Origin of the sequence: Flaviramulus sp. BrNp1-15 (genome assembly GCF_022259695.1) — a bacterium.
GTDB lineage: Bacteria > Bacteroidota > Bacteroidia > Flavobacteriales > Flavobacteriaceae > BrNp1-15.
Genome location: NZ_CP092099.1, coordinates 1,812,367 through 1,830,267, shown reverse-complemented (window position 1 = coordinate 1,830,267; position 17,901 = coordinate 1,812,367). Strand labels below are relative to the sequence as shown.

Sequence of the window (17,901 nt, the reverse complement as noted above, 5' to 3'; positions counted from 1 at the left end):
TTATGAAGATTATTCAATTAATAAGTGTGCTTTTGCTCATGGTTTCGTGTTCTAAAAAAACAAACAAAATATATCCTGAAAAACGAAATTTAACCGAGTCTGTTTACACTTCTGTAACAATTCAACCTGACAGTCTTTATCAGGTTTATGCTATTGTAGCTGGTATTTTAGATAAAAATTTAGTTGAAGAAGGTGATATTGTTTCCAAAGATGATGCTTTAATTCAAGTAGTTAATAACACTCCTAAACTTAATACACAAAATGCAAAATTATCTTTAGAATTGGCTAGAGAAAACTATAACGGAAGTGCTGCCATTTTAAGCGGAATAAAAGATGAAATTATTGCAGCAAACCTAAAGTATAAAAACGATTCTGTTAATTACTTCAGACAAAAAAACCTATGGGAACAAAACATTGGTTCTAAAGTCGAATATGATACCAAACAACTTAACTATCAACTATCATCAAATAATTTACAATTATTACAAAGTAGATTTGGCAGAACTAAAAACGAATTGTTGACTGCAGTAAAACAAGCCCAAAACAACTATCAATCTTCATTAATTAATACTAAAGACTTCACTGTGAAAAGTACCATAAACGGAAAAGTATATGCGCTGTATAAAGAACCCGGGGAAATTGTAACTACTATGGAGCCACTTGCTACTATTGGCAGTGCAACTAAATTTGTTATTGATATGCTAGTAGACGAAGTAGATATTGTAAAAATCACAAAAAACCAAAAAGTGATTATTAGTTTAGATGCCTATAAAGGTGAAGTATTTACAGGAAAAGTTTCAAAAATATATCCTAAAAAAGATGAGCGCAATCAAACCTTTACTGTTGAAGCTATTTTTGATGAGGCACCAAAAACATTGTATCCAGGACTTTCTGGAGAAGCTAATATTGTTATTTCAAATAAAAAAAACGCACTTACTATTCCAAAGGAATATCTTATAGATGATAACAAAGTAAAAACCGATGATGGCATTGTTACCATTACCACTGGCCTCCAAAACATGGAATTTATAGAAGTAATCTCTGGAATTACCGAAAGCACGAGTATTCATAAACCTGAGTAATGATTAACTGGAAAGTCATACTAAACATTGCTAAAACGCATTTGTTAACCAAAATTAAACAAACGGCCATTGCTGCATTAGGTGTTACTTTCGGCATTGGTGCTTATATAACCTTAGTTAGTTTTATGACAGGTTTAAATGGAATGTTAGATGATTTAATTCTAAACCAAACGCCACACATTCATATTTACAACGAAATAGAACCCTCTAAAAAACAACCTGTGGCATTATATGATGAGTTTAAGAACAGTATGAATGTAGTGCATTCTATAAAGCCCAAATTAAGTCAGAAAAAAATTCATAATGCCTTACCTATAATTCATTATTTAGAAGAAAAAGACAATGTACGCGGTGCACTTCCTCAAATAAAAGCCACTATATTTTATATTGCTGGTTCTATTGAAATTGGAGGCTATTTAACAGGTGTCCAAATACTTGATGAAGCTAAATATTTTAACATTGATGATTACATAGTAAAAGGATCTCCCGAAGCTTTACATAATAGTGAAAATGGAATTTTATTAGGTGTGGGAATTGCCGAAAAAATGGCTTTAGATATTGGTGATCGTATACAAATAAGTACCATTACAGGCGAAATTTTTCCATTAAAAATTGTTGCCCTTTATCAAAGTGGGATTGCAGATATAGATGCTATTCAAAGCTTTGCAAATTTAAAAACAGTACAACGTATTCTAGGAGAAGCAGAAAATTACGTAACAGACATAAATGTGAAACTTGATGATATAAATGTTGCCCTCCCATTATCAAAAAAAATTGAACAACAATTCAATCTTAAAGCTATAGATATTAATACTGCTAATGCTCAATTTGAAACTGGAACAACTATTAGAAACTTAATAACCTATGCGGTTTCAATCACGTTACTTATTGTTGCAGGTTTTGGTATTTACAACATTTTAAATATGTTTATTTACGAAAAAATGAATGACATTGCCATTTTAAAAGCTACCGGATTTTCAGGAAAAGATGTACAGCTTATTTTTATGAGTCAAGCCATGATAATTGGTTTTGTTGGTGGTATTTTAGGATTAATAATTGGCTTAATATTTACTAATATAATCAGTACAATTCCTTTTCAAACAGAAGCATTACCAACCATAGAAACCTATCCTATAAATTTTAATCCTTGGTTTTACCTTATTGGTATTTTATTCGCCATGGTATCTACTTTTTTTGCCGGTTATTTACCTTCCAGAAAAGCTAAAAAAATAGACCCTGTAACCATTATAAGAGGTCAGTAATATGAGTACAGTTTTAGAAGCTAGACATATTAACAAATACTTTAAAAAGCCTGTACTTTTTCATGTTTTGAAGGATATAAATTTCAAAATAAAAAAAGGAGAATTTGCTTCTATTATGGGTAAATCTGGTTGTGGCAAATCTACTCTACTCTATATTCTTTCAACCATGGACACCGATTACGAAGGTGAATTGTTTTTGAATAATGAATTAGTAACAGGAAATAGTAGAGATAGGTTATCGTACATTAGGAATAAACATATTGGGTTTGTTTTTCAGTTTCATTACTTGCTTTCAGAATTTTCAGTTTTAGAAAACGTTATGCTTCCTGCTAAAAAATTAGGAGAAAAGTCGCATCAGGAAATTGAACATGATGCCATGCAAAAACTAAAAATATTAGATATAGAACAATTAGCTAATAAGCGTGCTTCTAGAATATCTGGCGGTGAAAAACAACGTGTTGCCATTGCAAGAGCCTTAATTAATAATCCGTCTATAATTATGGGAGACGAACCTACAGGCAATTTAGATAGCCATAATTCTGAAAATGTGTTCAATATTTTTAAGCAACTAAGCGATGAGCAAGGTCTCTCGTTATTAGTTGTTACTCACGATGAAGACTTTGCCGTAAGAACAGACAGGATTATTACTATGGGAGATGGTAAAATTATATCTTAATCCTTGATACAACTAACTTTTATTCACTTCAGGCTAATTTTACAGACCTGATATTCATCATTTACAATTAGCCTTTTTAAAATTACTTTTAGTATTCAAAATACTAAGAAATAGAAAGCTAATGAATGAATTACAAAACATAGAAAACAAAATAGTTGAGTTAACTACTTTAATAGAAACTCAATACCCAGAGCTCTACAAGTTTTTGGAAGAATCTCCCGAAACTATGCCTTCTATTAATCATCCTGATATAAATACCAAAATCATGGAAGATTATCTGGAAAGTTTAAACCAGTTATTAAAACATCATATTGAAACTCATAAAAATAGATAAATGGCTTTCATAGATTACTATAAAATTTTAGGTGTATCAAAAAATGCTTCTGAGGCTGATATAAAAAAAGCATACCGAAAATTAGCCAGAAAATATCATCCTGATTTAAACCCAAATGATAAAGTAGCTGAGAAAAAGTTTAAAGAAATTAACGAAGCCAACGAAGTTTTAAGTAACTCTGAAAACAGAAAAAAATACGACCAATATGGTGAGCATTGGCAACATGCTGAAGAGTATGAAAAAGCCAAACAGCAACGGCAATATCAAAAAAGTTACCAAGGTGGTACAGGTGGATATTCAGAAGAAGATTTTTCAGATTTTTTTGAAAACATGTTTGGTGGCAGAGCTTCAAGAGGTGGCCAGACACAAGTAAAATTTAGAGGTCAGGATTTTAATGCCGAATTACAACTCGACTTAAAAGATGTTTATACAACACATAAACGTACTTTAACTGTTAACAATAAAAATATTAGAATTACCATTCCTGCAGGTGTTGAAAACGGACAAATTATAAAAATAAAAGGCCATGGAGGAAAAGGTATTAATGGAGGTCCAAATGGCGATTTATACATACAGTTTTCAATAGTAAATCATTCAAAATTTAAAAGAGATAAGGATAATCTTTACTCAACCATAGATTTAGATTTATACAAAGCCTTATTGGGAGGAGAAATTTTGGTTGATACGTTTAACGGAAAAGTAAAACTTAATATAAAACCAGAAACTCAAAACGGCACTCAAGTAAAACTTAAAAGCAAAGGGTTCCCTAAGTATAAAAAAGAAGGGCAATTTGGTGATTTATACATCACTTATCAAATAAAATTACCAACTAGACTTTCAGAAAAAGAAAAAGAGTTAATAAAAGAGCTACAAAAACTACGTTAATAATGGAAATACAAGACTTAATACCTGTTCAGTTAATTTGCAAACGTTATAACGTACCTGTCTCCTTTATAGATACATTACATGAATTTCAGTTAATTGAAATAATTGCTCAAAATAATGAGTATTACATGTACACCACACAAATAAAAGAAGTTGAAAAAATGATGCGATTACACTATGATTTAGATATTAATCTTGAAGGTGTAGATGCCATTTACAATTTACTAAAACAAGTTGAATCTTTAAAAAAAGAAATAACAACGCTACATAACAGATTAAGGCTTTATGAAGATTTATAACTTTTTAAAATGGAAGCAATAAAACAGTGGATTTTAGAAAACCCAACATTATACAATGTTTTTAAGTATATAATAATAGTTGTATTTGTTCTTACTATAATTCAGCTAACACGTCGCTTTTTAAGAAAACAAGTTACTGATACTTCTATACGCTACAAATCTCAAAAAGGTATAGAAATTATTGGCTACATCGTTCTTATACTTTTATCACTCTCCTATTTTACAGGTAATATTAAAGACTTTACAATTGCTATTGGTTTGTTTACAGCTGGTATCGCTTTTACTTTACAAGAACTTATTTTAAGTGTTGCAGGCTCGCTATACATTTTTATAGTAAAAGTATATAAACCAGGGGATAGAATTGAAATTAATGGTATTAAAGGAGATGTTATTGATGTAGATAGTATTTATACAACTATGATGGAAATTGGGCAATGGGTAAGCAGCGATAATTATTCCGGTAGGATTGTAAAATTAAGTAATGCCTTTGTATTTAAAGGTCCTATTTATAATTACTCACAAGATTTCCCTTTTATTTGGGATGAGTTTAATTTACCTATTAAATATGGATCGGATATAGAACTGGCTAAATCTATTGTCATTAAAATTGCTTCTGAAACACTTTCTGAATACACTACAAACTCAAAATCTAAATGGAAAGAGGTTGTAAATAAATATTACATAGAAGATGCTATTGTGGATCCAACATTAGCGATTACACTAACGGACAACTGGATACAATTTAACTTAAGATATATTGTTGATTACAAAAAAAGACGTTTCACAAAACATGTCTTAAATGATAAAATTCGTGTAGAAGTTGAAAAAACAAACGATAAAGTTGTTTTAGCATCGACTACAATAGAGCTAATTAAAATTCCTGAATTAAAAGTAGGTATAAAAAAAGAGCTTTAAAAGCTCTTTTTTTATACTACATAACCAATTAAAACTTATACTGAAGAAATGCTGTTAAATTTCTACCAGGGTCAGTAATTGGAGTTCTTCCAAAATCTGACTGATTAGCAAAAGAAAAGTTTAAGTGATTATTGTAAGCTTCATCAAACACATTTAAAGCTGCAACACCAAAAGTTACATTTTTAAATGGTTTTACTCCTATACGGATATCTAAAGTCTGGTAACCATCAGTTTCAGTTTCACCAAAACTTTCTGCAATATTTTCTTGTTTGCTTGTTATATTATATTGTGCATTAGCCCAAAATTTTTCTCTCTCAAAACCAAGAGTTATTTTAGTTGTAAAAGGTGCTGTAAGTGGTAAAGACTCACTTAAATCTTTATTTTTAGCATACACATAAGCTAATTCTGTTTTAAAATAATAATCGTTTAAAAAATCAACTTGTGCCATAGCTTCAAACCCTGTTTTATAAGCTTGATCTAGATTTCTGAATACTTTTGGGTTTCTAGGTTGTGCCATGGGCATATACTTTCTGTTTAAACTCTCATCAACAACTGCTACAATGTAGTTTTCAAAAGAAGAATAATAAAAAGATACAGCATACTTAAATGCATTTAAATTTGTATGGCCTTTAAAACCTATTTCAAACTGATTATTTACTTCGGCATCTAAATTAGGATTTCCAATGTATTCATAAGGATCTTGTCCAACAGTAAAGTGGTTAATATAACGCTCTATCATATTTGCAGAACGCACACCTCTACCATAAGCTGCTTCTAAAATAAAGTTATCTGAAACCAGTTTTTTAACCGAAACTGTTCCGCTTACATTATGTTCTGTACGCTGTTCTAAATTGTACATAGCTGCAAAATCATCATCAGGATCTTTTATATCAGATATTACCATATCGTAACGTAAACCAGCAGTTACAATTGTTGTGTTATTCGTTGACCATTTTGCTTCTGTAAACACACCAAAATCATCTATATAGGAATCTTGCCAAACTCTATCATTAAATGTCATTGGCATAGGTAAAGGATTTCCATTCATAATTTTAACTAATCGTGTTCTCCCTCCATCTCTTCCAATATGCATAGCATCAAAACCACTAAAAACATTCAGTTTTTCAGAAGGTTTCCAATTTAATTCTAATTTACCACCGATAGTAGTGGCTTCAACAGCAGAAGACGCTTCCATCATCATAAATGTTGGTCTGTTATAATTTGTCATTAAATGATCTACAAAACTGTAATAAGCCTTAGCAGTAAAGCTCTTAACTGTTTTACCAATATTAGTCAATTTATAATCTAAAGATAAAATACTACTGTTGTCGTAGTCTGTATCCATTGGTAAACCTGCATGCAATACATCTCTTCCAAAAGATTGTCTCCAATGTACTTGCAAACGTTGATTTACTGTGAAATTATAACCAAACTTTACTCCGTAATCTGTACTTCTGAATGACGAAGGAATTTCGATACCATTACCATCTTCATAATTTCCAAAATCTCTGTAACCTGCATTACCAACAATATCATATTTATTTTGAATGTATTGTAACTGAACCATGTTTACAAAGGAGCCGCCGTTACTTTCATATCCAGCTGAGGCTTTTCCGTGTAAACCGCTTTCTAAATGATCAGTTTTTTGAGTAACCATATTAATTACTCCACCAAAAGTTGCGCCATAACGTACAGTATAAGGGCCTTTTATGATTTCAATTTTTGAAATTTCTTCAGGAATAATATGCGTAGTAATAGGGTCCATTCTGTTTGGGCAAGCATGCATAGCTTTAGTTCCGCCATCATACTGAATGTTTAACTGTTCGTATTGAGAAGCTCTAAACGAAGGATCGATAGCATAATTACCGCGTTTTATAACAGAAAACCCATTGATATCGTTAAATAAATCGGCTACATTTTTTGGCTGAACAACTTTTTCAGCATACTTGTTAGAAACTGTCGAGTGAATAGGATCTGTTTTAACATTTCCTGTTATTAATACTTCATCAAGTTTTACATGTTTTTGAACCGTTGTGTCATTTACTTTATCATTTTTTTCTTGAGAAAAAGACACGGCAGAAATTAGCATGCATAATAACACGCTATAAAATATTTTCATTTTGTGATTTTTATAGTTTATTTAATATAATTGGTTCAATAATGATTATGTTATTGAACAAAAAGGAAAATAAACTATACCTGTGGAGGACGAAAAGAGTCTTTTAAATCTGTGTAAGTATACAAATTAAGGTATGTTGCAACTGTTTTATCTTCAGAAGCCACTTTATTTAAAAGGTATTCAAAAGGCTTGCTGGTATAAAGTAATATTTCTTTAAAATCTATTAAACGTGTAGGTTCTTTAGTATCATTTGAGCTTGACTCTGCAACCTTTTTTAAATGACATTTCCCATTACATTGCAGTTCTGGTTTGTCTTTGTTCTCACAAAGTTCTTCTATAAATCCAATAGGGTCAAGTTCATAATAAGCATAGGTAAAAGATACTCTTAAACTATTAAATAGTATAAGCGAACCCAAAATAATAGATACTATGATTGTGCTTAATTTCACGATAGCAAAAATAGTACTTTTAATAAAAGCTTTATGTGATATTTGTCACATTTATATTCAAATTTCTGTTATGCAACCTATGTTGCACTTTCTACTAATTGTATAGAACATTAAAATATTATTTATCCAAATTTTTATCGAGACTGTTAACAAAAAATAGCCCCTTTTGTAATAATAGTTACAGATAACTTTAAGTAAAGCATATACATTTGAACAGTAAATAACAGCAACATGACAAAAGAACATTTTTATCAAGTAAAAGTAAATTGGAAAGAAAATAGAAAAGGTCTACTTTCTTCTAAAGTGTTAGATGAAAAAATAACAATAGTAACACCACCAGAATTCCCTAAAGGAGAAGCAAACATCTGGTCTCCTGAACATTATTTTGTAGCAGCTATTAATGGCTGTTTAATGACTACTTTTTTAGCTGTAGCAGAAAATTTTAAACTTAATTTTATTGATTTTGAATCTGATGCTGAAGGAAAGTTAGAAATGATAGATAGAAAGTTTATGATTAGTGAAGTAATTTTAAAACCGGTTGTTACCATTGCTAATGAAGCAGATATGGAGTTAGCGAAAAAGGTTATAGAAAAATCAGAAAAGGCCTGTTTAATATCAAATTCTGTTAATTCTAATATTAAAATGGATATAACCATTAAAATAGAAAAAAACTGAAAATTTTGATAGTTTTCAACTAATTATAAGATATTTAATAATTAACTGGTTTTATGTAACAAAAGTTACTGCGAGTATTATTTTAAAGCTCAATCTTTGTAGTGTTATAATAGCCTAGTGGTTATTCAGTTTTATGGTTGGTTAGTAGATAAAAAGCACTTAAATAATTAAGTGCTTTTTTCTTTAATTATAATATCTAATTATCAGGAATTATTTTTCTTGTTTATCAAGATTATTATTCACGCCTTCTCGTTCTAGACTCATTTTCTCTGTAGGTTCTTCTCCCCTTTTCATTTATTTTATTATTGTTATGATAATCTCTAATATTATCACCATAATAGTTATTAACTCTAACTCTTTTTGCCCGCTTAAAATCTATACTATTAAATCTAGAAGGTAAAACATTTACAGTTAACCAAACACCATTATCAAAATATATATAATTACGTAATGATAAATCGTAATAAATTAAATGATCTGGGAAATACACATACCTTAAATTAACAACTCTGTTTGGGTAAAACCAATTTGGAGTTGGATGTGTAGGTCTTGAAGAAATAATTACAGGACCACAACTTTCTAAACTTATGAAAATACTTAATACAAGTATTACAAAAAATAGCTTTAATACTTTCATGACATAAAATTTTATTAAATAAAGTACCTCATTAATAATATACTTCACAATGATATTAGTCAATTACAAAAATGAATTTGAACGTGTAATTTCTACTGATGAATATCATTGTAGTAAAATATATGTAGAATTACATTAGTGTAGTATTAATTAAAGTATTACATATCATGAAAAAAATAATTTTATTAGTAGCGCTTATAGTAATGAGTACTACATCATTAAAAGCTCAAGACCAAGCTCAAGATCGCGATCGAGATCGAGTTATGTTGGTTGATGGAGATGTTCTTCAAATTAGAGACAGAGATCAAATTAGATTAAGAGACAAGATTACATTAAACGATGGAACTATAGTGAATCCTGATGGAACTTACGTAACCAGAGATCGTAAGCGTTTACGTTTAAAAGATGGTGAATGTTTAGATAACGATGGCGTAAAATACCGTAATGAATACCAATACCGTTACAAAATACAACAAGAAAACAAAGGTTTAAATCAAGCTCAAGTTCAAGAGCGAAACCAAAACAGATATCAAATAATGGTAATGGATGGTGAAGTATATCAAATTAGAAACCAGTTTCAAAACAAGATTCAAAAACAATTAAAATTAAATGATGGCGGATATGTTAATCCTGATGGTACATATTATCAAATGCAAACCCGTCAACAAATGCGTCTTCAAGATGGTGAATGTTTGAATATGGATGGTAAAATGTTTAAAAACACGCTCCAACACAGAAAAATGATTAATAAAAAGCCTTTAATAAAAAATAAAGTGCAAAAAAAATCAATCATTAAAAAACAAAACAAAAAAAAGGGAGCTGCATAATAATAAGAAAAGGGATTTTGTAGGACTATAAAGTCCCTTTTTCAAATTTAAAACATTAGCCATGAAAAATTTAAATCTTAAATGGCTGATTATTCTACTAAGTATCATATTTAGCAATGTAGCATTCAGTCAAGACAATTTAGATAATGATTTTAAAACCTTAGATAACGATTCAACTTATTTTTCAATTAGCCTAGGTTACATTAGTGACGCCGTTTATTTAGGTAGAAAAGATTCTATTACTGCACCGTATTTATATCCATCAATCACATACCATAATAAATCTGGATTTTATGCAACTGGTTCGTTTTCTTACCTCACAAAATCAGATGAAAGTAGAATTGATTTATTTTTAGGAACCATTGGATATGATTTTACTATTAAAAAATTTGAAGGAGATATTTCATTTACCAAATACTTTTTTAATACAGATAGTTACAATGTAATTTCAGAGGTTGAAGCAGATTTTACTGCAATGTTTAGTTATGACTTTAAAATCATAAACTTAGGTGCCTCTGCAATTGCTTTTATAAATAATAGTAGCGACTCTGATATTTTCTTATCATCAGCAATCAGTCATGATTTTGTAACCAACAATCAAAAATTTCAAATTTCACCAACAATTGAAATCTATTTTGGGTCTCAAAATTTTTACGAAGAATATTATGTAAACAATCGTTTTGGAAGCGGTAGAGGTTCTTCGGGTCAGGGAAATGGACAAGGAACAGGTGGAACAAATCAAACCACAACTACATTAGTTTTAGAAGAAAGTGAAAAATTTGATTTAATGGCCATAGAATTCAGCTTACCTATTTGGTATGTGGATAACGCTATTACACTATCATTTTCACCAACTTTAGTAATACCCAAAAACCCCGCAACATTAACTGTTGAGGATACTGTTTACGAAGAAGATTTAGAAAACACATTCTATTGGTTAGTTGGTGCTAGTTATAAATTTTAAAGAATGAAAAAATCAGTTTTAAACTTCACTATAAATACTGTAATGACTATTTGTATGTCTGCAATTTTGGGTACAGGTTTTATAATAAAATATATTTTAATTCCTGGTAAAGAACGTTGGGTAAAGTATGGCAACAATGTAGAACTATATTTTTTAGAAATGGATAGGCATCAATGGGGTACAATACATCTTATTTTGGGCTTAGTTTTATTGGCCCTAGTTGTTACACATATCTTTTTACATTGGAAAATTATTTGCTGTGTATTTAAAAAACTCATCAAGCAGCCTATAACGAAAAAAATAGTAGCCCTACTCTTTCTAATCTTTTGTTTAGCACTTATAATTAGTCCATTTTTTATTAAACCAAAAGTAGAACCTATTAAAAAAAATAATAGGCATCAAGTAACAATAGTTACAGACATACATTATGAGTATCTCTAATTTTGCCTCGAAATTAATAATATAATGAAGAAAAACATAAACATATTATCCTTTGGTTTTATGCTTTTGGCATCGGTACTTCAAGCTCAGCAAGTAGTTCCAATCACAAAAGCTGAAGTTTTGACCAAGGTTTCAGAAGAAAATAGGTCTATAAAAATTTCTGAGCAAGAATATAATGAAGCCAGAGCAGATTACAGACAAACCAATGCTGTTTTTTTACCAAACATTACAGCTTCTCATACAGGAATTGCAACTACAAATCCGTTGATGGCTTTTGGTTCTAAATTAAATCAGGAAATTTTAACACAAACTGATTTTAACCCAGCACTGTTAAACGATCCTTCTCAAATTGAGAATTATGCAACTAAGTTAGAAATTCAGCAACCACTTATAAATGTAGATGGTATGTACCAACGTAAAGCTGCCAAATCTAAAATGGAAGCAATGTCTTTAAAAACTGAACGCACCAATGATTATTTAGTTTTTGAAGTTGAAAAAGCCTATATGCAATTACAATTAGCACACAAAGCCGTTGAAGTACTTGAAAAAGCGTTAGATGCTGCTGAAGCAAATAAAAAATTAGCAGACAATAGTTTTAAACAAGGGTATTTACAACGTGCTGATGTTTTGTCTGTTGAGGTTCGTGTAACCGAGGTTAAAAATCAATTACAAACAGCAAAAAGTAATGTATTGAATGCTTCAAACTACTTATCGTTTTTAATGAATGAAAGAGCAGATATTGTTTACAAGCCTACCGATAGTTTAATGGTTACAGCTTTAAGTATAAATACCAAAACAATATCAGAAAACAGAGCAGATATTAAAGCAATGCAACTAGCCTCAAATGCTTATGAAGCAATGAACAAAGCAGATAAAATGGCCTTTTTACCACGTTTAAATGCTTTTGGAAGTTATGAGTTATATGACGATGAAATTTTTCAGGCAGATGCCAATGGATACTTATTTGGTGCTCAATTAAGTTGGGATTTATTTCAAGGTTCTAAACGTTTTGGGAAAGCACAAAAAAGTAAAGCTGAATTTGAAAAATCGAAATTACAATACGAGCAATACGTATCTCAAAGTCAGTTAGAATTTAATAAGGCAAAACGTATGTTGTTAGATGCAGAAAACAGATTAAAATTAACTGAATTAGCATTAGAACAATCTGAAGAATCTTTAAGAATTAGAACAAACAGATTTGGAGAAGGACTTGAAAAAACATCAGACCTTTTAATGGCAGAAACACAATACGCACAAAAGCAATTAGAATATTACCAAACCGTTTTTGAATACAATTACGCACAAGCATATTTACAATTTTTAACTAAAGAATAAAACCTCTCGACTGCGCTCGAGGAGACAAAATAAATGTCAAGTCGAGCGCAGTCGAGACCTAAATATAAAAAACAAATTCAATGAAAAAATATACATACATAATCGCTGTAATCGCATTATCAATTTTTATAACGAGTTGTGGTAGTGATGAGAAAAAAACAGTTGCAGATAATACACCTGCTATTGCTGTAAAAGTTAATGCAGTACAAGCTGATGGAAACAATCCGTTTATAACTGCCAGTGGGAAAATTCAAGCTGAAAATAGTGCAGATTTAAGCACGCGTATGATGGGTTTTGTAAATAAAGTACACGTAAATGTTGGCGACAACGTACGTAAAGGGCAATTATTACTATCTATTAATAATGCCGATTTACAAGCAAAACGTGCCCAAGTAAACGCAAGTATAACTGAAGCCACTGCTGCTTATAACAATGCACAAAAAGATTATACTCGTTATAAAAATCTGTTTGCAGATAACAGCGCATCTCAAAAGGAAATGGATGATATGACTGCGCATTTTGAAATGGCAAAAGCGCGTTTAGAAGCGGCAAACCAAATGAAAAATGAAGTTAATTCTCAATTTGCCTATTCCAATATCACAGCTCCTTTTAGTGGTGTAATAACCAGTAAAAATATTGAAGCTGGAGATATGGCAAATCCAGGAATGCCTTTAATTTCTGTAGAAGCTCCAGGTAAATTTGAAGTAATAGCCATGGTTCCTGAAAGTGAGATTTCGAAAATTAAAAAAGGAACTGAGGTTAGTGTGATTGTAAAATCTATCAATGAGACAATAAAAGGTAAAGTAACCGAAGTAAGTACATCGGCAAAAAATACAGGCGGACAATATTTGGTAAAAGTAGCATTAGATAAAACTGATACTAAAATTTTATCAGGAATGTTTACAACTGTTCAGTTCCCTATAGCTAAAAAAGCATCAGCATCAACAATGGTTTTAATTCCAACTGAAGCTATTGTTGAAAAAGGACAACTTACGGGAGTGTACACAGTTAGCCAAAGCAATACCGCTGTGTTACGTTGGTTGCGTTTAGGAAGAACTTTTGGAAGTGATGTAGAAGTTTTATCAGGATTAAATTCTGATGAATCTTATATCGTTTCTGCTGAAGGAAAATTATTTAACGGAGCGAAAATTTCAATTCAATAACTAAAAGCCGCGTTAAGGATAGTAGTGGAAATCCTTTTTTTGCTGCCATATATGGCAAAAAAAGATTGAAACGGAAAGCCTGTTAAAACGCCCAAAAAAATATAAATTATGAAAGAAGGTTTAGCAGGAAAAATTGCCAAAGTCTTTATAGGCTCGAAGCTTACTGTGCTTCTAATGATCGTGTTTATGGTTATTGGAGTGTATAGTTCGTTTTTAATTCCGCGTGAGGAAGAACCACAAATTGATGTGCCAATAGCAGATATATTTGTAGGTTATCCTGGGGCAAGTCCTACCGAAGTGGAATCCAGAGTTATAAAACCATTAGAGAAATTAATTTCCAATATTAAAGGGGTTGAATATGTGTATTCAACGTCGATGAAAGAACAAGGCATGGTGATTGTTCAATTTTATGTTGGTGAAGATATTGAGCGTTCGTTTGTAAAAATGTACAACGAAATTAATAAGCATATGGACCAAATGCCGAAAGGTGTTACGTTTCCATTAGTAAAAACACGTGCGATTGATGATGTACCTATGTTGGGCTTAACATTGTGGAGCGAAAACTACGATGATTACCAATTAAGCCAAATGGCTCAGGAGCTAGAGAGTGAGATTAAAAAAGTAAATGATGTTGCTATTACACATAAAATTGGAGGAAGAAACCGACAATTACGTGTGGTTTTAGATAAAGATAAACTGGCTTCTAGCGGATTAGATTTCTTATCGGTTTCTGAAATGATTAAAGCAAACAACTCGCAACTAAACTCAGGAAGTTTTGATAAAAATGATACCGAGTTTTTAGTGAATACTGGGAAGTTTTTAGAGTCTGTTACCGATGTTGAAAATTTAGTAGTAGGTGTACAACAAAATCAGCCAATTTATTTAAAACAAGTTGCAACCATTATTGATGGTCCGGAAGTGCCACAAAATTATGTGAGTTTAGGATTTGGACAAGGAAGTGAAAAAGCATCAGAGTACAAGTCTGAATATCCTGCAGTTACAATATCTGTAGCAAAACGTAAAGGCGCCGATGCCATGAAAATTGCTGAAGTTATTATTGATAAAGTAGAACATTTACGTTCAACTTTAATTCCGGATGATGTGCATGTTGAAATCACTAGAAATTATGGTGAAACAGCGTCTCATAAAGTATCAGAATTATTGTTACACCTTATAGGTTCTATTATTGCAGTAACATTTGTAGTAATGCTTGCTATGGGTTGGCGTGGTGGATTGGTAGTTTTCTTATCTGTACCAATTACGTTTGCTTTAACGCTATTGAGTTATTACATGCTAGACTATACCTTAAACCGTATTACTTTATTCGCGTTAGTGTTTGTAACAGGTATTGTGGTTGATGATTCCATTATTATTGCTGAAAATATGCATAGGCATTTTAAGATGAAACGCTTACCATTTAAACAAGCTGCTCTGTATGCCATTAATGAAGTTGGTAACCCAACTATTTTGGCAACGTTTACTGTAATTGCGTCTGTATTACCTATGGCTTTTGTATCTGGTTTAATGGGACCATATATGGCGCCAATGCCAATTGGAGCATCAATTGCGATGATTTTGTCTCTATTTGTTGCCTTAACAATTACGCCTTATTTAGGTTACATATTCTTAAGAGAAAAAGATAAAAAAGGTGAAGTTGAAAAAGAAGAAAAAGCAATTGAAGACACTTTTATTTATCGCATTTATAACAAGTTTGAAAGACCTTTATTAGAGAACAAAACTAAACGTTGGCTGTTTTTAAGCGGAACTTTTCTATTGTTAATGGGAACAATGGTATTGTTTTTCACTAAATCAGTAGCAGTAAAAATGTTGCCCTTTGATAATAAGAATGAGTTCCAAGTAGTTATTGATATGCCAGAAGGAACAACACTTGAAAGAACTGGTGTAGTTGCACAAGAAATTTCGCAATACTTATCTACTCGTCCAGAAGTGGTGAATTACCAAAATTATATTGGAACTTCGGCTCCAATCACTTTTAACGGTTTAGTACGTCATTACGATTTACGTGGAGGAAGCAATATGGCAGATATACAGGTGAATTTATTAGATAAAAAAGAGCGTAGTGCTCAAAGTCACGATATCGCTAAATTGTTACGTCCGGATATTCAAAAAATTGCTTCAAAATATAATGCAAATGTAAAATTAGTGGAAGTTCCACCTGGACCGCCAGTGTTATCTACTATTGTTGCTGAAGTTTATGGACCAGAATATGATGAGCAAATGAAAATTGCTAATAGCGTTCAAGACATTTTAAAAAACACAGAAGATGTTGTAGATATCGATTGGATGGTTGAAGATGATCAAATAGAATATCAATTCAACATTAATAAAGAAAAAGCCATGTTATACGGTGTTGCACCACAGCAAATTGCCTATACCATGAATATGGCTTTATCAAACAGAGCAATTACCAATTTGTATGATGAAGATGCTTCAAATCAAATCGGTTTGGTACTGGCTTTAGATGAAAATGAAAAATCTTCTGTTAGAGATATTTCACAATTAAAAGTAAAATCTCTTCAAGAAAATATGGTTCCTATTGCAGATTTAGTAGATATTAAACAGACTACAGCAGCAAAAAGTATTTATCGAAAAAATCAAAAACGCGTAGTGTATGTCATAGCAGATATGGCTGGAGAATTAGAAAGTCCAGCGTATGCCATACTTGGAATGGAAGAAAAACTAAAAGAAATTCCATTACCAACAGGCTATAAGATTAACGAAATGTATTTAGGTCAACCAGATTTTGAAGACGATTACACTGTAAAATGGGATGGTGAATGGCAAATTACTTTAGAAGTTTTTAGAGATTTAGGAATTGCATTTTTAGGAGCCATTATCCTGATTTACATCTTGATTGTTGGCTGGTTTCAAAACTTTAAAGCACCAGTTGTGATGATGGTAGCAATTCCATTATCGTTAATAGGAATTATTTTAGGACACTGGATGATGGGTGCTTTCTTTACTGCAACTTCATTTATTGGTATGATTGCTTTAGCAGGAATTATGGTTAGAAACTCAGTATTACTGATTGATTTTATCAATCTACGAACAGCAGAAGGTGTACCATTAAAACAAGCAGCTATTGAAGCTGGAGCAGTTAGAACCACACCTATTTTATTAACAGCTGGAACCGTTGTAATTGGAGCATTTGTAATCCTTTTTGATCCAATTTTCCAAGGATTAGCAATCTCGTTAATGGGAGGAACCATAGTTTCAACCGTTTTAACACTGTTGGTTGTGCCACTTGTATATTATATGATTGAACGTAAAAACCATAAATAAAATGAAGTTATTATTAGTAACAGTTGTGGAAGAATATCATAAAGATATTTTAAAACTATTCAAAAAAGCAAATATTGAAAGTTTCAGTGAATCTGATATAGATGGTTATAAAACAACATCTTCAAACTTATCTGTTTCCAATTGGTTCTCAAGCGTAAAAGGTAGTGCAGAATCTAGATTGTTTTTTTCATTTACAGATGATGAAAAAATAGAAGATTTATTCCATTTGATAGAAATATTCAACGAAAACTTAGAAACGAACAACCCTATAAAAGCAGTGGTAGTTCCCATAGAAAAGTTTATATAAACTTAAAATTAATAATCATGTTAAATACATATTTTAGAGTAATAGTTGGTACAATGGTATTACTAAGTCTTGTACTTACTATTTATGTTAATCCAAATTGGATGTGGTTTACAGTATTTATAGGTGTAAACTTAATACAATCTGCATTTACAAAATGGTGTTTATTGGAAACCATTTTAAAAAAACTAGGAGTTAGAGAATAAGATATTAACTAAACAAGCAGATAGA

19 protein-coding genes are annotated in these 17,901 nt (G+C 31.1%); 16 read left to right on the top strand and 3 right to left on the bottom strand.

Annotation, left to right across the window (positions count from 1 at the left end):
* Window positions 1-2 precede the first annotated feature (2 nt).
* The 7 genes from MBM09_RS08120 (at window position 3) to MBM09_RS08090 (ending at window position 5,453) form a co-directional block, all read left to right on the top strand.
* Window positions 3-1,082 (top strand): efflux RND transporter periplasmic adaptor subunit, encoded by a 1,080-nt coding sequence (locus MBM09_RS08120; RefSeq protein WP_238673204.1) that lies wholly within the window; start codon window positions 3-5, stop codon window positions 1,080-1,082.
* The gene (locus MBM09_RS08115) at window positions 1,082-2,344 is read left to right on the top strand and encodes an FtsX-like permease family protein (RefSeq protein ID WP_238673203.1); all 1,263 of its coding nucleotides are present in this window, start codon (window positions 1,082-1,084) and stop codon (window positions 2,342-2,344) included. The genes MBM09_RS08120 and MBM09_RS08115 overlap by 1 nt, the downstream gene beginning before the upstream one ends.
* Window position 2,345: 1 nt before the next feature.
* Window positions 2,346-3,020, top strand: coding sequence for an ABC transporter ATP-binding protein (locus MBM09_RS08110; RefSeq protein ID WP_238673202.1), 675 nt, complete (start codon window positions 2,346-2,348; stop codon window positions 3,018-3,020).
* 121 nt (window positions 3,021-3,141) lie between these two features.
* The gene (locus tag MBM09_RS08105; RefSeq protein WP_238673201.1) at window positions 3,142-3,354 is read left to right on the top strand and encodes a hypothetical protein; all 213 of its coding nucleotides are present in this window, start codon (window positions 3,142-3,144) and stop codon (window positions 3,352-3,354) included.
* Window positions 3,355-4,239, top strand: coding sequence for a DnaJ C-terminal domain-containing protein (locus MBM09_RS08100; protein WP_238673200.1), 885 nt, complete (start codon window positions 3,355-3,357; stop codon window positions 4,237-4,239). It abuts the gene before it with no gap.
* Window positions 4,240-4,241: 2 nt separating this feature from the next.
* The gene (locus tag MBM09_RS08095) at window positions 4,242-4,538 is read left to right on the top strand and encodes a chaperone modulator CbpM (protein WP_238673199.1); all 297 of its coding nucleotides are present in this window, start codon (window positions 4,242-4,244) and stop codon (window positions 4,536-4,538) included.
* Window positions 4,539-4,547: 9 nt separating this feature from the next.
* Window positions 4,548-5,453 carry a mechanosensitive ion channel family protein gene (locus MBM09_RS08090; protein ID WP_238673198.1) on the top strand — a complete coding sequence of 302 codons (906 nt, stop codon included), beginning with the start codon at window positions 4,548-4,550 and terminating at the stop codon, window positions 5,451-5,453.
* Between the two features lie 28 nt (window positions 5,454-5,481).
* Here the strand turns inward: MBM09_RS08090 and MBM09_RS08085 are convergent, their stop codons facing one another.
* Together MBM09_RS08085 and MBM09_RS08080 are read right to left on the bottom strand one after the other, a co-directional pair.
* Window positions 5,482-7,572, bottom strand: coding sequence for a TonB-dependent receptor domain-containing protein (locus MBM09_RS08085; protein ID WP_238673197.1), 2,091 nt, complete (start codon window positions 7,570-7,572; stop codon window positions 5,482-5,484).
* A 74-nt stretch (window positions 7,573-7,646) separates the two neighbouring features.
* Complete coding sequence (locus MBM09_RS08080; RefSeq protein ID WP_238673196.1) at window positions 7,647-8,021, bottom strand: hypothetical protein; 375 nt, start codon at window positions 8,019-8,021, stop codon at window positions 7,647-7,649.
* A gap of 231 nt (window positions 8,022-8,252) precedes the next feature.
* Between MBM09_RS08080 and MBM09_RS08075 the strand changes: the two genes are divergently transcribed.
* Window positions 8,253-8,696, top strand: a complete 444-nt coding sequence (locus MBM09_RS08075; RefSeq protein ID WP_238673195.1) for an OsmC family protein — start codon at window positions 8,253-8,255, stop codon at window positions 8,694-8,696.
* A gap of 235 nt (window positions 8,697-8,931) precedes the next feature.
* Here MBM09_RS08075 and MBM09_RS08070 read toward each other — a convergent pair whose 3' ends face one another.
* Window positions 8,932-9,333 carry a hypothetical protein gene (locus tag MBM09_RS08070; RefSeq protein ID WP_238673194.1) on the bottom strand — a complete coding sequence of 134 codons (402 nt, stop codon included), beginning with the start codon at window positions 9,331-9,333 and terminating at the stop codon, window positions 8,932-8,934.
* Between the two features lie 167 nt (window positions 9,334-9,500).
* Between MBM09_RS08070 and MBM09_RS08065 the strand changes: the two genes are divergently transcribed.
* The 8 genes from MBM09_RS08065 to MBM09_RS08030 all read left to right on the top strand — a co-directional run bounded on the left by MBM09_RS08065 (window position 9,501) and on the right by MBM09_RS08030 (window position 17,876).
* Window positions 9,501-10,160 carry a DUF6799 domain-containing protein gene (locus MBM09_RS08065; RefSeq protein WP_238673193.1) on the top strand — a complete coding sequence of 220 codons (660 nt, stop codon included), beginning with the start codon at window positions 9,501-9,503 and terminating at the stop codon, window positions 10,158-10,160.
* A 61-nt stretch (window positions 10,161-10,221) separates the two neighbouring features.
* On the top strand, window positions 10,222-11,124 hold the full coding sequence (locus tag MBM09_RS08060; protein ID WP_238673192.1) for a hypothetical protein: 903 nt from the start codon (window positions 10,222-10,224) through the stop codon (window positions 11,122-11,124).
* Between the two features lie 3 nt (window positions 11,125-11,127).
* On the top strand, window positions 11,128-11,565 hold the full coding sequence (locus tag MBM09_RS08055) for a DUF4405 domain-containing protein (protein WP_238673191.1): 438 nt from the start codon (window positions 11,128-11,130) through the stop codon (window positions 11,563-11,565).
* Between the two features lie 24 nt (window positions 11,566-11,589).
* Window positions 11,590-12,900: a TolC family protein gene (locus MBM09_RS08050; RefSeq protein ID WP_238673190.1), complete on the top strand. Its 1,311-nt coding sequence runs from the start codon at window positions 11,590-11,592 to the stop codon at window positions 12,898-12,900.
* 80 nt (window positions 12,901-12,980) lie between these two features.
* A complete protein-coding gene (locus tag MBM09_RS08045; RefSeq protein ID WP_238673189.1) occupies window positions 12,981-14,063 on the top strand; it encodes an efflux RND transporter periplasmic adaptor subunit in 1,083 nt (360 codons plus the stop codon).
* Between the two features lie 108 nt (window positions 14,064-14,171).
* Window positions 14,172-17,366, top strand: coding sequence for an efflux RND transporter permease subunit (locus MBM09_RS08040; protein ID WP_238673188.1), 3,195 nt, complete (start codon window positions 14,172-14,174; stop codon window positions 17,364-17,366).
* Window position 17,367: 1 nt separating this feature from the next.
* The gene (locus MBM09_RS08035) at window positions 17,368-17,673 is read left to right on the top strand and encodes a hypothetical protein (protein ID WP_238673187.1); all 306 of its coding nucleotides are present in this window, start codon (window positions 17,368-17,370) and stop codon (window positions 17,671-17,673) included.
* 17 nt (window positions 17,674-17,690) lie between these two features.
* On the top strand, window positions 17,691-17,876 hold the full coding sequence (locus MBM09_RS08030; RefSeq protein WP_238673186.1) for a DUF2892 domain-containing protein: 186 nt from the start codon (window positions 17,691-17,693) through the stop codon (window positions 17,874-17,876).
* Window positions 17,877-17,901: the final 25 nt, after the last annotated feature.

Coding starts and splice junctions, on each gene's coding strand:
- MBM09_RS08050 (WP_238673190.1), top strand. CDS start 11,590: ATGAAGAAAAACATAAACATATTATCCTTTGGTTTTATGCTTTTGGCA.
- MBM09_RS08120 (WP_238673204.1), top strand. CDS start 3: ATGAAGATTATTCAATTAATAAGTGTGCTTTTGCTCATGGTTTCGTGT.
- MBM09_RS08105 (WP_238673201.1), top strand. CDS start 3,142: ATGAATGAATTACAAAACATAGAAAACAAAATAGTTGAGTTAACTACT.
- MBM09_RS08055 (WP_238673191.1), top strand. CDS start 11,128: ATGAAAAAATCAGTTTTAAACTTCACTATAAATACTGTAATGACTATT.
- MBM09_RS08100 (WP_238673200.1), top strand. CDS start 3,355: ATGGCTTTCATAGATTACTATAAAATTTTAGGTGTATCAAAAAATGCT.
- MBM09_RS08090 (WP_238673198.1), top strand. CDS start 4,548: ATGGAAGCAATAAAACAGTGGATTTTAGAAAACCCAACATTATACAAT.
- MBM09_RS08110 (WP_238673202.1), top strand. CDS start 2,346: ATGAGTACAGTTTTAGAAGCTAGACATATTAACAAATACTTTAAAAAG.
- MBM09_RS08115 (WP_238673203.1), top strand. CDS start 1,082: ATGATTAACTGGAAAGTCATACTAAACATTGCTAAAACGCATTTGTTA.
- MBM09_RS08065 (WP_238673193.1), top strand. CDS start 9,501: ATGAAAAAAATAATTTTATTAGTAGCGCTTATAGTAATGAGTACTACA.
- MBM09_RS08095 (WP_238673199.1), top strand. CDS start 4,242: ATGGAAATACAAGACTTAATACCTGTTCAGTTAATTTGCAAACGTTAT.
- MBM09_RS08060 (WP_238673192.1), top strand. CDS start 10,222: ATGAAAAATTTAAATCTTAAATGGCTGATTATTCTACTAAGTATCATA.
- MBM09_RS08045 (WP_238673189.1), top strand. CDS start 12,981: ATGAAAAAATATACATACATAATCGCTGTAATCGCATTATCAATTTTT.
- MBM09_RS08075 (WP_238673195.1), top strand. CDS start 8,253: ATGACAAAAGAACATTTTTATCAAGTAAAAGTAAATTGGAAAGAAAAT.
- MBM09_RS08030 (WP_238673186.1), top strand. CDS start 17,691: ATGTTAAATACATATTTTAGAGTAATAGTTGGTACAATGGTATTACTA.
- MBM09_RS08035 (WP_238673187.1), top strand. CDS start 17,368: ATGAAGTTATTATTAGTAACAGTTGTGGAAGAATATCATAAAGATATT.
- MBM09_RS08070 (WP_238673194.1), bottom strand. CDS start 9,333: ATGAAAGTATTAAAGCTATTTTTTGTAATACTTGTATTAAGTATTTTC.
- MBM09_RS08040 (WP_238673188.1), top strand. CDS start 14,172: ATGAAAGAAGGTTTAGCAGGAAAAATTGCCAAAGTCTTTATAGGCTCG.
- MBM09_RS08085 (WP_238673197.1), bottom strand. CDS start 7,572: ATGAAAATATTTTATAGCGTGTTATTATGCATGCTAATTTCTGCCGTG.